This window comes from Natrinema gari JCM 14663 (genome assembly GCF_000337175.1).
Taxonomy (GTDB): domain Archaea; phylum Halobacteriota; class Halobacteria; order Halobacteriales; family Natrialbaceae; genus Natrinema; species Natrinema gari.
Map to the genome: position 1 here is coordinate 60,099 of NZ_AOIJ01000058.1, position 13,086 is coordinate 73,184.

A 13,086-nucleotide genomic window follows, 5' to 3' on the forward strand; every position below is an offset into this window, starting at 1 on the left:
CATATCTCTTTCGTCAGGAACAAAAGAAAGGTCTGACGGGGGTATCCGGACTCGAGTCGCTCCCGTCGGGATAGGGTGCCGGACGGACACCGCTCAGAGTTCGACCCGCTCGAGACAGTCGGTCCCGCCACAGACCGGACACGACAGGTCCGAGACGTCGAAGTCGTCGGGGACATCGTAGGTGTAGTGGTTCTCGAAGATATCGAGAAAACAGTCCGAGGCGGTACAGACGATCTCTTCCGTCGGCGGCATATCGGCCCTTGCCGGGCCGAACTAATCAACATTGGCTTCACCCCCGGTGACTGCGGGCTTCGCGCCCGTTTCCGGAGGCTCGCGACTGCGCTGTGCCTGGCGCGATCGACCGTTCGAGGCGGACCGACGGCGTGTAGTCACCGTTTTATCACTCGAGGCGCTATCGGGAGCCATGACTGACCCCGAGACGCTGTCGGTGACGATCGTCGACGGCTACGTCGACGAGCCCGCACACTTCGGGGTGCCGCCGTACATCTCGACGTACCCCCGGTACGCGGCCGGCGCGCTCGTCGATGCGGGCGTTCCGCGCGATCAGATCACGTACCACACGATCGATAGGCTTCGCGACCAGCCCGACTACTGGCGGGACGTCGACGAGGCCGATCTCATGATCTACCTGGGCGGGATGACCGTTCCCGGGAAGTACGTCGGCGGCACGCCGGCTGAACCCGATGAGGTTCGCAAACTGGCCTGGACCGCCACCGGGACGAGCCTGATGGGCGGGCCGGTCAAGTTCGGCGTCGGCGAGGAAAACGCCGGCGCGACCGAGACCGAGCGCCAGGACCTGGACTTCGACTTCGTCGCCAAAGGCGATGTCGAGGCTGCCGTCTATGACCTCGTCGACAGCGGTCTCGAGGGATTCAACAACCGAATGCGCGACCTCGACGAAGTGTCGCGGTGGGCCCAGGAGGGTGCGTTCATCGTCGAGCAGCATCCGAACCATCCGACACATCTCATCTGCGAACTCGAGACCTCGCGGGGCTGTGCGTATCGCTGTTCGTTCTGTACGGAACCGCTGTACGGTAACCCCGAGTTCCGGCCGCCGCCGACGGTCGTCGGCGAGGTCGACGCCCTCTCGGACTACGGCGTCACACACTTCCGGATCGGCCGACAGGCCGATATCCTCGCCTACGGCGGCGACGGCGAGGCGCCCAACCCCGACGCCTTGCGCCAACTCTACAGCGGCATCCGCGAGGTCGCGCCCGACCTCGAGACGCTCCACCTGGACAACATGAACCCCATCACGATCGTGAACTGGCCCGAGCGGAGCCGGGAGGGGATTCGGATCATCGCCGAACACAACACGCCCGGCGACACGGCCGCGTTCGGCCTCGAGTCGGCCGATCCCGTCGTCCAGGAGGAGAACAACCTGAACGTCACCGCCGAGGAGTGTTTCGAGTCGGTCAGGATAGTCAACGAAGCGGCCGGGTGGCGGCCCGGCGAGGACCCCGCAGCCGCGCCCACTTTTGGCGACGGCGCGCCGCGCCGACTCCCCAAACTCCTTCCCGGGATCAACCTCCTGCACGGGCTCAAGGGCGAGCGCGAGGAGACCTACGAGCGCAACCGCGAGTTCCTCCAGCGGGTGTACGACGAGGGCTACATGCTCCGCCGGATCAACATCCGGCAGGTGATGGCCTTCGACGGGACCGACATGAGCGATACAGGAGCCGAGATCGCAAACGACCACAAACAGCTGTTCAAACGCTACAAAAAGCGGGTCCGCGAGGAGATCGACAACCCCATGCTCGAGCGGGTCGCCCCACCCGGGACCGTCCTGCCGGATGTCCACCTCGAATATCAGCAGGACGGCACGACCTTCGGCCGCCAGCTCGGGACCTATCCGCTGCTTGTCGGGGTGCCGGGCGAACGCGAACTGGGCCGGACGATCGATGTCGCGGTCGTCGACCACGGCTACCGGTCGGTTACCGGCGTCCCCTACCCGCTCGATCTCAACGCGGCCTCGATGAACGAACTCACCGCCATCCCCGGCATCGGCGACAGCACCGCCGGCGACATCGTCGTCAACCGTCCCTACGAGTCGATCGCCGATGCCGACCTCGGGACGGCGTTCGATCTCTCCCAGTTCGTTACGACCCGCTCGCTCGAGTCCGCGGACTGAGCCGCACAGTCCCGTCGAACCGCGTCGCCTGCCAACCGACGACACGGTGTCGGTAGTTCTATTATGGAGGCGGATCTGAGGTGAACTCGAGGGTCTGCCTGTGGAAATATCTGAAAAGCTGCTGTGTCTGTTCAGTACGGACGTTTCGGAAGAGGAGGATCGTTACGTCATCGAGGTACCACGTCAGGAGGTCGAAACCGGCGACATCGACCCGGGCGAGGTCTATCGCGTCGCGCTCATCTCGCGCGAAGACGAGGGGACAAGCGACGACGATGGCTCCGCGACGACTGCGCCACAGAGTGCACCGTCCGAGCCACAGCCGCCGGTCGACTCCGGCGAAACGCGCTACGTCGAGATCGAAGACATCGGCAAGCAGGGCGACGGGATCGCCCGCGTCGAGCGCGGCTACGTCATCATCGTTCCCGGGGCCGACGTCGGCGAGCGCGTCAAAATCGAAGTCAGCGAGGTCAAATCGAATTTCGCTGTCGGCGATATCATCGAAGACACGTTCTAGCGCGGCCTTTTTGCGTCCGGGTCGGCGACGCCGACCTCGCGCAACCTCTCGCCGAGAAGGGGTGGGTACGAGCACTGCTTCCGCTCGGCGATATCGGTTACTCCTACCCGTCCGAGCGTCGCTTCCGAACTGCTATAGTAGCAACTGAAAGTCATTGCACACCTGATCGCACGACAGCGTTACGATCAGTGTGTAAATCGTTTCAGTTGCTACTATAGTTGGACAGCGTGGTCGCTGTCGTCAGGGTCAGCACTCACTCAGGTTCCTCGAGCGGCGTCCCATCGACCCGCTTTGCTCCTTCGGAATCGTGGACGACGATCTCGCCAGGGCCAGGGTCGGCGGGCGCGTACTCGTCTCTGACGGCGATGGCCTCCTCGAGTTCCCGCACGGCTCGTTCCTTCAGCGCTCGAGCCAGTGCTTCGGCGTCGTCCCGGGAGATATCACGGCCGAGTCCCTCGCACTCGTGGGCGCGGACGACGCCCGCCTCGTCAACGGCCTCGCCCATCGGCTGGCTGGTGCCCGCGAGCGCGACGCTGAAGGGGTAGGTTTGACAGATCAGCGGGCGATCGTCGTGGGCGGTACAGGCTCCCGTCCCCGACTCGTCCTCTTCGTAGAAGGTACAGTCGCCGCAGCCGTCGGTCTGGAGCGCCCACTCGAAGGTCTCGCCCTCGAGCCCGTCCGCACCCGTCGAGAGCCCGTATGGCATGGGCCGCGCGACGTCACGCCAGTCGTAGTCGTCGTCCGTGTCGCGGTCCTCGAGCGCGCGTACTTCGTCGGGAAAGACGGTCGCCGTGTGCTCGTCCTCGGCGTCGGCCGTGCAGCAGGCTCCACAGCGAGTACACTCGAAGCCGATCGATTCGATCGCGTCCGCGAGGTCGGCAACGGACAATTGGCGGGCGGTTTCGAGTTCGGCGTCGAGCGATTGCACGCTCGGGAGGAGGGGGGCGATGCGGAAAAGTCAGTCGCCCTCGGGCGGGGTCGCCCGGTCGCCGTCCCACGCGAGCCGGCCTTCGACGGCGAGTTTCTCGAGGTGGGTGCGGACTGTCGCCCGCGCGAGGTCGCGCACGCCGGAGAGATCCTTTTCGTACGCGCCGTCGAGGATTTCGCCGATCGTCTCGGTCCCGTCGGTGACGGCCTCGAGCACCCGTCGTTCGCGGTCGGCCCGGTGGGAGAGCAGTCGTTCAAGGGTCGCTCGAGGGGCGTCGATTTCGGGACCGTGGCCCGGATAGAGTGCGGGCGGGTCCCTCGCCCAGAGTCGACGCAGCGTCGTCACGTACGCGCGCATGTCCCCCTCGGGTGCGCCGACGACGACGCTCCCCTCGCGGACGGCACAGTCACCACATAGGATCGGACCGGTGCGGCCGGCCGCGATGGCGACGTGATCCGGCGCGTGGCCTGGGGCGTCGAGGAGTCGCACGTGCTCGTCGCCGAGCGGGATCGTCGTCCCCGGCGCGAACGTCCGATCGGGGTCCCGACCCGTCGCGTCTCGAAACCGATCGACGCGGCCGTCACGCGCCCAGACGGTCGCGCCGGTTTCGGCCGCGTAGGCGTCGACGGCACCGACGTGATCGGGATGGGTGTGGGTGACGAGGACGTGATCGACGGATCGCTTCCGGACCGCGCGGTCGAGGGCATCGGTGCGGGCTGCCGGATCGACGAGGATGGCCGATTCGGGGTCGGAGTCGCGACGGCCGCGGTCGTCGTTCGGCGACGAGTCCACCGTCTCCCGAATCAGGTAGGCGTTGGTCTCGCCGGTCGGCGCGCGCGTCGCAACCGGGACGGGCCACCGAGTGACATCCATGTTCGTCCAGTGCGGTCGAGCGGAAAAAGGCGTATCGACGGACGACCGGTGGACGGTTCCACCTCCCCCACGTGGTAGCAACCCGCGCCGAGCGAATCAGTGGTTGAGGAAGTAGACCTGCTTGCGGGCGTCTCGGAAACTGTATCTAGAGCCGATGAGGTCGACATCCTCGAGTCGGTTGAGCGCGTAGCGAACGGTGCGGTCGGGAAGCAGCGATTCCTCGGCGAGTTGGCCCTGTGAGAGCGGCGACTCGGTCTCGAGGACTTTCGCGACGAGTTTGGCACTCGGTGGGAGATCACGGAGGCGGTCGCGGTATTCGTCCTCGGAAAGGGGTTCCTCGGCGGCAGCGCCACGGTTCTCGGCTGTACTCGTGCTCATACCTACGTCAGCGGAATCGCCATTGGTAAAGCTTCCCTATATGTGGATACGAACAATGCAGTTTGTATAAGGCATATGGATACGATATTAATATGCTTATATCCACGCGCGTTTTCGGTGTCGATCGCTCCGTGAATGCGACGACGGCGGGCGACAAACCGGCCACCCTCGTCGGCGGACTCCAGTATCGTTTTATCCCATCGCAACAGTAGATTCGCCCAGTGTGAAAGGACAGGAGTGGTACCAAGCCGACGACATCGCCGAGGAATACGACGACAAGCGGTTCTCCCAGGGCGGCCAACTGATCGACCGCCGGGAGAAGAAGGCCGTCCTCGAGGCGATCATGCCGGTGGAGGACCGGAAGGTCCTCGAAATCGCCTGTGGTACCGGGCGATTTACCGTCATGCTGGCCCATCAGGGGGCCGACGTCGTCGGACTCGATATCTCGGCAGCGATGTTACAGCAGGGACGCCGGAAGGCCAAAAACGCCGACCTCGCGGGGACGATCGAGTTCCTCCGCGGTGACGCCGGGCGGCTGCCGTTTCCGGACGACCACTTCGATACCGTGGTCGCGATGCGGTTCTTCCATCTCGCGGACGATCCCAAGGCGTTTTTGGAGGAAATGCGACGTGTCTCCCGCGATCAAATCGTCTTCGATACGTTCAATCGGTTTTCGACGCGCAGCGTCTACAACTGGGCGCTCCCGATGGGATCGCGGCTCTACTCGACGAGCGAGGTCGCGGTCCTCCTCGCGAAGACCGATCTCACCCTCGTCGATGTCGAGGACGACTTCCTCCTGCCGTACGGCCTGTACCGGTCGATCCCCAACGGTCTCGCATCGCCGCTTCGCGCACTCGATAAGGCGGTCGGCGAACTCCCGGTTACCGACCACTTCGCGTCGGTGTCGTACTGGAACGCGCGCGTTCGCTGATCGAACCGAGTGAAATCCCATCTATTTACTATCAGGGGCCCCTATCGGGCGGTATGGAGCTCTCGGTAGTCGTCTCGACGCTCAACGACCGGGAGCGATTGCTGTCGTGTCTCGATGCGCTCGCGGCGCGGACGCCGTCGTCGACGGAGGTCATCGTCGTCAACGGCCCCTCCTCGGACGGGACGACCGGCGTGGTCCGAGAGCGCGACGACGTCGATGTCCTCGTCGAAATCTCCGAACGGAACCCCAGCGTCTCCCGCAACGCCGGCTTCGAACTCGCGACGGGGGATGTCGTCGCCTTCCTCGACGGTGAGTTCGCCATCGACCACAGTTGGTATTCCGCCATCGACGAGTCGCTGGCCGACGAAACGGCCATCGTCACCGGCCCAGTCACCGGCGGCCCCGTCGAGGCCGATCTGCAGTCACCGCGGCGGGTCGCAGGGCGGTCCGTCACCCTCTTTCACGGCGACAACGTGGCGTTCGAGCGCTCCGTTCTCGAGTCCTTGGACGGGTTCGACGAGTATCTCGAGGACGGGAGCGAGCGCGATTGCGCCCACCGCGTGGCCGGCCTCGACCACGACGTGTCGTGGTCGGCGACGATGGCCGTCCGGTGTGAGATCGGGACCGACGGCGGCCGGGCCGGCCCCGACTGGGGGGCGACCTACCGGTCGCTATCCTACCGACTCGCGAAGAATTACGGGCCGCGACCGACCGTCCTCGCTCGAGCCGTCGGGAGCGCACTGCGTGACGGTGGCAGCGGCGTTCGTCGGCTGCTCTCCGGCGAGGCGACGCCGACGGGCTGGCTCTCGGACGGCACTGACGTCGTGACGAATATTACGCGGGGGCTCTGTGACGGCGTTCGTGCCCGGTATCGCGATCGCTCGAGTCGGCGCAACCCGAACGGGATCTCGAAGCGCCACGACCGAGCGGTCCGAATCTACGACCGACGCTGATCCTCTGCGGTTCGAGTTCGGAGCCGACCAGCCGCGTCGCTTGGCATCTCTCCGTTCAGGCTCCCTCCCAGGAGTTCGTCTCGGCACCGACGAACTCGATAGTCGTAGGCCTGCCCGTGGTCGGCGGCCGTCGTCGTGGCGACTCGACTGCGGTGCTGACGCGACCGCTGCTCGCCCGGACCGCCGACGCCACCGTTACAACCGGTCCGGCGCGAGCGCATCGATCGTCGTTTCCGCGACCGCGTTCGAGGCCGGTTCCGGAACCACGACGATCGGGTGATCGATGCCGGCCTCGGCGACGAGCGTCCGGAGCCGATCGCGGGCCTCGGCGGGCGTTCCGGCGACGCCGAGATCGGCGAGCATCTCGTCGGTGACGGCGCTTGCGGCCGCGTTCTTCTCGCCGTCGCGCCACGTCTCGGCGATCCGGTCCGCCTCGTCCGGGAACTCGGTCGCGACCGCTCTGCGATACCCCTCGCCGCTCCCGACGTAGTACGCGACGTGTCGTCGCAGCGTGTCGCGGGCCTCGGTCGGGTCCGCGCTGACCGCCGCGGGCACGTAGGGCGCGATCGTGATGTCGTTCGGATCGCGGTCGCGTTCCCGCGCGGCCGTCGCGACCTCCTCGAAAGCGTCCTCGAGCCGCGAAAACGGGATATTGTGCGGAATCCAGCCGTCACAGAGCCGGCCGACGACGCGGCGATTCGCCGGCCCGAGACCGGCGTGGTAGATCGGCACCGAGGCCTCGATCGACGGGAACGCCGACGCCGCGAGCAGTTCGCCGTCGTAGTCGACCGGCTCGCCGGTTCCCGCGGTGAACTCGCGCACCAGTTCGATCGTCTCGTGAGCGCGTCGCACCGGCCGGTCGAACGCCATCCCGTGGAGGTCCTCGACCGCCGCGGCCGTGCTCGTGCCGAGGCCGAGCGTGAACCGCCCGTCGGACGCGTCCTCGAGCGAGGCCGCCGTCATCGCGAGGACGGCCGGCGACCGGGAGTAGACGTTCAGGATCGCGGTCCCGATGTCGATCGCCTCGGTCCGACAAGCCATTTCGGTGGCCTGGACGACGCCGCTGGCACCCCAGAGTTCGCCGACCCAGACCGCGTCGTACCCCTTCGCTTCGGCGCGAACGGCGACATCCGCGAGATCCACGTCGCCGAAGGCCGTGACCATGAGTCCAACGTCCATGCGCCTCCCGTCGTGCTCCAGTGACAAAAACCGACGCCCCGGTCCGGTCATTGAACTCGGCCGACTGCCGGCTGCGCACGCCCCTTCGCCCCGTCACTCGCGTTCGGCGTCCGTCTCGAGGGCGGTCCGAATCGCCGGCGGTGATGGCTGCGCCCGCGCTCACGCCTCGCGACCGTCGAAGACGACCTCGCCATCGACAAGCGTCATCGCGACGTCGATCTCGTCGATCCGGTCCGAGCGCTCCCACGGCGACGCCTCGAGCACGACCAGATCGGCGTGCTTGCCGGTCTCGATCGTCCCGAGTCGGTCGTCGTCGAAGCCGGCGACGGCTGCACCCCGCGTGTACGCTCGCAGCGCCTCGGTGACTGAGAGCTGCTGTCGGTCCGTCGGCGCGTTCACTGCGTGGTGGACTCCCAACAGCGGGTCCAACGGCATGCAGTCCGAGCCGAACGCGAGGGGGACGCCCGCATCGAGCACCCGACGGAACCGGTTCGTCCGCTCGCGCCGTTCCGTGCCGAGACACCGGTCGTAGAGCCCGCCCTCGGCTGCCCAGCGGTGGAAGTTCGGCTGCATCGAGGCGACGATCCCCGTCTCGGCCATGCGCTCAAGGTGGTTGTCGGTCGCCAGCTCCGCGTGCTCGATCCGGTGGCGCGAGCCGCCGGGATCGGCGGTCGACTCGAGGATCGACAGCGTCTCCTCGATCGCTTCGTCGCCGATGGCGTGGACACAGACCTGATACCCCTCGCCGTCGGCACGGTCGACGAGGGCGGACAGCGCCTCGGGGTCGACGACCCACTGCCCGCGATCGCCGTCGGCTGCGGGCGCGTCGTCTCCGCGACCGGGGTCGTGGGTATCGTCCCGGTCTCCGTCTTCGTCCGCGTACGGCTCCCGAAGCCGCGCCGTTCGACTCCCGAAACTCCCGTCCGAGAAGGACTTGATCGCCCCGGCCCGGACCCGTTCGCCGCCGTCGTTCGTCCCGACGCCGACATCGATGAGTTCCTCGAGGTGGTCGCTCCAGTAGTCGATCCGAACGCGCAGGGGAAGGGCACCGTCGGCGGCCATCTCGCGGTAGGTCCGCGGGGCGACCGAGCCCCGAACCTTGTCGTGGACGCCGGTGACGCCGCGTTCGACCGCGTACTCCGTCGCGGCCGCGAGCACTGTCCGCATCTCCTCGCCGTCGGCCGTGAGCCGCGTTCTGACCGCCTCGGCGGCGTCCTCGACAGCGACACCGGTCGGCTCGTCGCCCTCGGTTCGGAGGTCGGCGTCGGGCAGGTCGTCGGCGAGGCGCTCGAGCGCGACCGCGTTCAGCGAGGCGGTGTGCAGATCGACCCGCATCGCGACGACCGGCCGATCCTCGCTGACGCGGTCGAGGTCCGCCCGCGTCAGCGGAGTCGACCGCGCGTCGGGCCACTCGCTTTCGTCGTAGCCGAATCCGAGGACCCACTCGCGGTCCGGGTCCCGCTCGGCCTGCTCGCGGAGCAGTCGAACACACTCGTCGGGGCTGTCGGCGTCCGAGAGGTCGGCGTGGACGAGGTGTTGTCCCAGTTGCTCCATGTGGGTGTGTGCGTCGATGAATCCCGGGAGGACGACCCGCCCACCGCAGTCGATCACGTCGGTTTCGACGCCAGCGAGGAACGTGAGCTCGGACGTGCTCCCGACCCGGACGATCTCGCCGTCACGGATCGCGACTGCGTCGGCGACGGTATCGGGCTCGGTGAGAGTGTGAATCTCCGCGTCGACCAGCAGGCGATCAGCGGCCGCAGTCATGCGAGAGTGCCCACGGGCGAGTGACAAAACAGTTCCGTCACCGGTTCCGTCGCACGGATCACGCACCGTCGGAGGCAGTAGGGATCGCCAAACATTCACTCGAGCGCGTACGGCGGGCTTACGGCCCTCGCTCGAGCGCAAGGTTGACTTGGCCGTCCGTTGACCGGGCCGTATGATCGATCGCGAAGGCCGCGTCATCTTCGGTTCGCTTCTCCTGGTCGTCCTGTCGCTCGCCGGGTCGATCGCCGTGGAGCGCCAGTTCGGAGTCGGGATCTGGGACCGACCATTCCTCGCGTTCCTCCTGTTCGCCGGCGTCACCGTGGCGGTGCCGCAGTTGTACCTTGCAGCCACTGACGACAACGAGGGTCGGTTCCGGAGCAGGGTCCGGTTCGCTGCGGTCGCGACGGCGACGCTCGCGATCGTGTTCGCCGCCGATGCGGACGGGGGCCGCCATCTGGTGATCGCCCTGCTCGGAACCGGCTCGATCGTCGCGCTCGTCTGTTACGAGGTGGTGGCGGACTATCGCACGCCGAGCGACGACTCCGTGACGGGAGTTCCGTAACCGCGGCGATGCCGTCGCCGTGACCGTGCGCTTTCCGTGGCAATCAGCAACTGTTAGGACCCACCACCCTCTTGGCCCATCCATGACCGACCCCGAGGACCTCGCCGAGCGGGTACGCGAGGGCGACCTTCGCATTCACGAACTCGAGGAGCACGCCGACTACGACACCGCAGCCCACGCGCGCCGGTTGCTCGTCGAACGCGAGACGGGAACCGAACTCGAGGCGATCGGCGACTACGCGTTCCCCGCCGAGGAGGCGGACCCGAACATCGAGAACATGATCGGCGCGGCGCAGGTGCCGATGGGTGTCGTTGGGCCGGTCCCCGTGTCCGGCGGCGCGGCCGACGGCGAGCACTACCTGCCGCTCGCGACGACCGAGGGCGCGCTGCTGGCGTCGGTCAACCGCGGCCTCGGCGTGATCCGGTCGGCCGGCGGTGCGGACGCGCGCGTGACGAAACACGGGATGACTCGAGCGCCGGTCTTTCGGGTGGCGGGCGTCACCGAGGCCGCCGAGACGGTCGAGTGGGTCGAAAACAATTTCGAGGCACTCCGGACGGCCGCCGAATCGACGACCAGCCACGGCGAACTGCTCGATATCGAGCCCTACGTGGTCGGCGACTCCGTCTACCTGCGCTTCGCCTACGACACCAAGGACGCGATGGGCATGAACATGGCCACGATCGCCACCGGCGAGGCCTGCGAACGCGTCGAGAGTGAGACACCCGCCTCCCTGGTCGCGCTCTCTGGGAACCTCTGTTCGGACAAGAAACCGGCCGCCATCAACGCCGTCGAGGGACGGGGTCGCTCCGTGACTGCCGATGCCCTGATCCCCGGCGACCTCGTCGAGGATCGCCTCCACACGACCGCCGACGCCATCGCCGAGGCCAACACGCGAAAGAACCTGATCGGCAGCGCCAAAGCGGGCAGCCTGGGATTCAACGCGCACGCCGCCAACGTCGTCGGCGCGGCCTTCCTCGCGACCGGCCAGGACGAGGCCCAGGTCGTCGAAGCGGCGAACACGATCACGACCATGGACGCCCGCGAGCGCGAGGACGGCACCACCGACCTCTACGCCAGCGTCTCGCTGGCCTCGCTCGAGGTCGGAACCGTCGGCGGCGGCACGAAACTCCCAACCCAGGCCGAGGCGCTCGAGGTTCTCGGCCTCCGGGGCGGCGGCGATCCGCCGGGCTCGAACGCCGACGCGCTCGCCGAGATCATCGCCGTCGGCGCGCTCGCCGGCGAACTCTCCCTGCTCGGCGCGCTCTCTTCGCGACACCTCGCGAGCGCACACGAGGATCTGGGCCGGTAACCGCGGCAATTCCGTGTCGGAGACGGCACATTGCGTTCGGGTGCTCTTAGTAGCCCCCATCCAGTCCGCCGCATCCGCACGACGTCTCGTCGGTGAGAACCAGTCCGACGGAACCGAAGCCGGTTAGCGCTCCGCTGTCGACTCTCCGGACCCGTTGTCGCGGCGTCGCCTCGTTCTGATCGCGATGTACCCGCCCGACAGGACCAGCAGTCCCAATCCGAGCGCGACGTGGGCCGCCGTCGATCCGAGCAAGACGAGGAGCCACCCGACGGCACCGCCCCCGTGTCCGAGCGTGAGATCGTACTGCCCGACGCTCGCGTGGATCGCCGCGAGAGCGGCGAACGTAGCCGCGAGAACCCACGTCGCCCCGACGACGGCGTCGATGCCGACGACCGTCTCGCTGACGACCCGGCCGTAGACGAGCACCCCGATCGCGACCACCAGTCCCGCGCCGACGACGGGTGCCTGGAGGTCGACGGTTTCTGCCATACCCGACGGACCCGCCGTGACCGGATAGCCGTGGCGATCCGCCGCCGGTGACCTACAACAGCCGGTATCGTCCGCGACTCTCGCTGACGACCCCGCGCCGCGTCAGCTTCTCGAGCACCTCCCTTGCGTCTTCGGCCGAGACGCCGCGTTCGCGGGCGTACTCGGCGACCTCGTCTCCCGTCGGCTCCTCGAGCGCTTCGAGGGCTCCCTCGACGATCTCCCGTTTGCTCCCGCTGCGACTCGGCCCACGCGGGTCGTGGTCGCCGGCTGCGTCGACCTCATCGACGTCCACGCCGGCTGCCGCGAGATACTCGTCGTCGTCGACGACGCCGTCGGCGACTTCCGCCTCGAGGGCGGCGAAGGAGTCCAGTTCGGCGAAGGCCTCCCCCTCGCCCTGGCGGGTGGCGAGCATCGAGGCGCGAACGTCGCGGGCGTGGGCGGCGTCGTCGGTCTCGACGAACTTCTTGCGCTTTTCGTAGGCTCGGCGCGAGCCACAGCGGGGACACTGGGTCGTCTCGGAGCGTCCCTCGATGATCCAGAGGTTCGAACACTCGCTACAGCCGACGACGGCGTACATGTCTCGCCGTGCGCGTTCGACCCTGTTTAATCGCTCGGAGTGGCGGCAAGTGACAACGTTTCTGTATGCGCCCTCCAGGGGGTGTCCCCTGAGCGACGACGCGGACGGCGATCGATACTGGACCGCGGTCGCGGCCCGCGCGATCGCCCGGCACGGCTCGGTACCGAACGGACTGGTGATCGCCGACGTGCTTCGGCGGCAGCCGACACCGGCCGATCTCATGTCCCTCGCCGATGCGGCGGCACTGCTCTCGTACAGTCCGCCGCCGGACGAGTCGCGGCACCGATCCTCCTCCAACCGCGGCCTCAGTCACACGCTCGAGACGATCACCGATCGGCACGGAACAATGTGTGCTATCGTCGTGTCGCCGCTATGGAACGGGCTTCACTCGAGGAAGCCCCTTATTCCGAGTCCGGTCGCGGGGCACTTAGCGGGTCCGTGAGCAGTCCTTACCACTCACAAATACCATGGGAT

The 13,086-nt window shown here is 67.3% G+C and carries 14 protein-coding genes; 6 read left to right on the forward strand and 8 right to left on the reverse strand.

Going from position 1 to position 13,086, the window contains the following annotated elements; genetic code table 11:
* Window positions 1-93: 93 nt before the first annotated feature.
* On the reverse strand, window positions 94-252 hold the full coding sequence (locus C486_RS21745) for a DUF7559 family protein (RefSeq protein WP_006187223.1): 159 nt from the start codon (window positions 250-252) through the stop codon (window positions 94-96).
* Between the two features lie 172 nt (window positions 253-424).
* On the opposite strand from C486_RS21745, the gene C486_RS13310 reads away from it, so the two are divergent.
* Complete coding sequence (locus C486_RS13310; RefSeq protein WP_008456985.1) at window positions 425-2,152, forward strand: radical SAM protein; 1,728 nt, start codon at window positions 425-427, stop codon at window positions 2,150-2,152.
* Window positions 2,153-2,252: 100 nt separating this feature from the next.
* Window positions 2,253-2,666, forward strand: coding sequence for a TRAM domain-containing protein (locus C486_RS13315; protein ID WP_008456986.1), 414 nt, complete (start codon window positions 2,253-2,255; stop codon window positions 2,664-2,666).
* A 253-nt stretch (window positions 2,667-2,919) separates the two neighbouring features.
* On the opposite strand, the gene C486_RS13320 is transcribed toward C486_RS13315, so the two are convergent.
* The 3 genes from C486_RS13320 to C486_RS13330 form a co-directional block, all read right to left on the reverse strand.
* On the reverse strand, window positions 2,920-3,594 hold the full coding sequence (locus C486_RS13320) for a YkgJ family cysteine cluster protein (RefSeq protein WP_008456987.1): 675 nt from the start codon (window positions 3,592-3,594) through the stop codon (window positions 2,920-2,922).
* Between the two features lie 30 nt (window positions 3,595-3,624).
* Window positions 3,625-4,467 carry an MBL fold metallo-hydrolase gene (locus C486_RS13325; RefSeq protein ID WP_008456988.1) on the reverse strand — a complete coding sequence of 281 codons (843 nt, stop codon included), beginning with the start codon at window positions 4,465-4,467 and terminating at the stop codon, window positions 3,625-3,627.
* A gap of 96 nt (window positions 4,468-4,563) precedes the next feature.
* On the reverse strand, window positions 4,564-4,845 hold the full coding sequence (locus C486_RS13330; protein WP_008456989.1) for a MarR family transcriptional regulator: 282 nt from the start codon (window positions 4,843-4,845) through the stop codon (window positions 4,564-4,566).
* A 223-nt stretch (window positions 4,846-5,068) separates the two neighbouring features.
* Between C486_RS13330 and C486_RS13335 the strand changes: the two genes are divergently transcribed.
* Window positions 5,069-5,776 carry a class I SAM-dependent methyltransferase gene (locus C486_RS13335; protein ID WP_008456990.1) on the forward strand — a complete coding sequence of 236 codons (708 nt, stop codon included), beginning with the start codon at window positions 5,069-5,071 and terminating at the stop codon, window positions 5,774-5,776.
* 53 nt (window positions 5,777-5,829) lie between these two features.
* A complete protein-coding gene (locus tag C486_RS13340) occupies window positions 5,830-6,729 on the forward strand; it encodes a glycosyltransferase family 2 protein (protein ID WP_008456991.1) in 900 nt (299 codons plus the stop codon).
* A 195-nt stretch (window positions 6,730-6,924) separates the two neighbouring features.
* On the opposite strand, the gene C486_RS13350 is transcribed toward C486_RS13340, so the two are convergent.
* Both C486_RS13350 and C486_RS13355 read right to left on the reverse strand, forming a co-directional pair.
* On the reverse strand, window positions 6,925-7,908 hold the full coding sequence (locus tag C486_RS13350) for an LLM class flavin-dependent oxidoreductase (RefSeq protein WP_008456993.1): 984 nt from the start codon (window positions 7,906-7,908) through the stop codon (window positions 6,925-6,927).
* 159 nt (window positions 7,909-8,067) lie between these two features.
* Window positions 8,068-9,675, reverse strand: coding sequence for an amidohydrolase (locus C486_RS13355; RefSeq protein WP_008456994.1), 1,608 nt, complete (start codon window positions 9,673-9,675; stop codon window positions 8,068-8,070).
* A gap of 172 nt (window positions 9,676-9,847) precedes the next feature.
* On the opposite strand from C486_RS13355, the gene C486_RS13360 reads away from it, so the two are divergent.
* Together C486_RS13360 and hmgA are read left to right on the forward strand one after the other, a co-directional pair.
* Window positions 9,848-10,237 carry a hypothetical protein gene (locus tag C486_RS13360; RefSeq protein ID WP_008456995.1) on the forward strand — a complete coding sequence of 130 codons (390 nt, stop codon included), beginning with the start codon at window positions 9,848-9,850 and terminating at the stop codon, window positions 10,235-10,237.
* Between the two features lie 82 nt (window positions 10,238-10,319).
* A complete protein-coding gene (gene hmgA, locus C486_RS13365; protein ID WP_008456996.1) occupies window positions 10,320-11,546 on the forward strand; it encodes a hydroxymethylglutaryl-CoA reductase (NADPH) in 1,227 nt (408 codons plus the stop codon).
* Between the two features lie 123 nt (window positions 11,547-11,669).
* On the opposite strand, the gene C486_RS13370 is transcribed toward hmgA, so the two are convergent.
* Entirely contained in the window at window positions 11,670-12,035 is a 366-nt protein-coding gene (locus tag C486_RS13370) for a hypothetical protein (protein ID WP_008456997.1), read from the reverse strand.
* 52 nt (window positions 12,036-12,087) lie between these two features.
* A complete protein-coding gene (locus C486_RS13375; RefSeq protein WP_008456998.1) occupies window positions 12,088-12,612 on the reverse strand; it encodes a DUF5817 domain-containing protein in 525 nt (174 codons plus the stop codon).
* Window positions 12,613-13,086 lie beyond the last annotated feature (474 nt).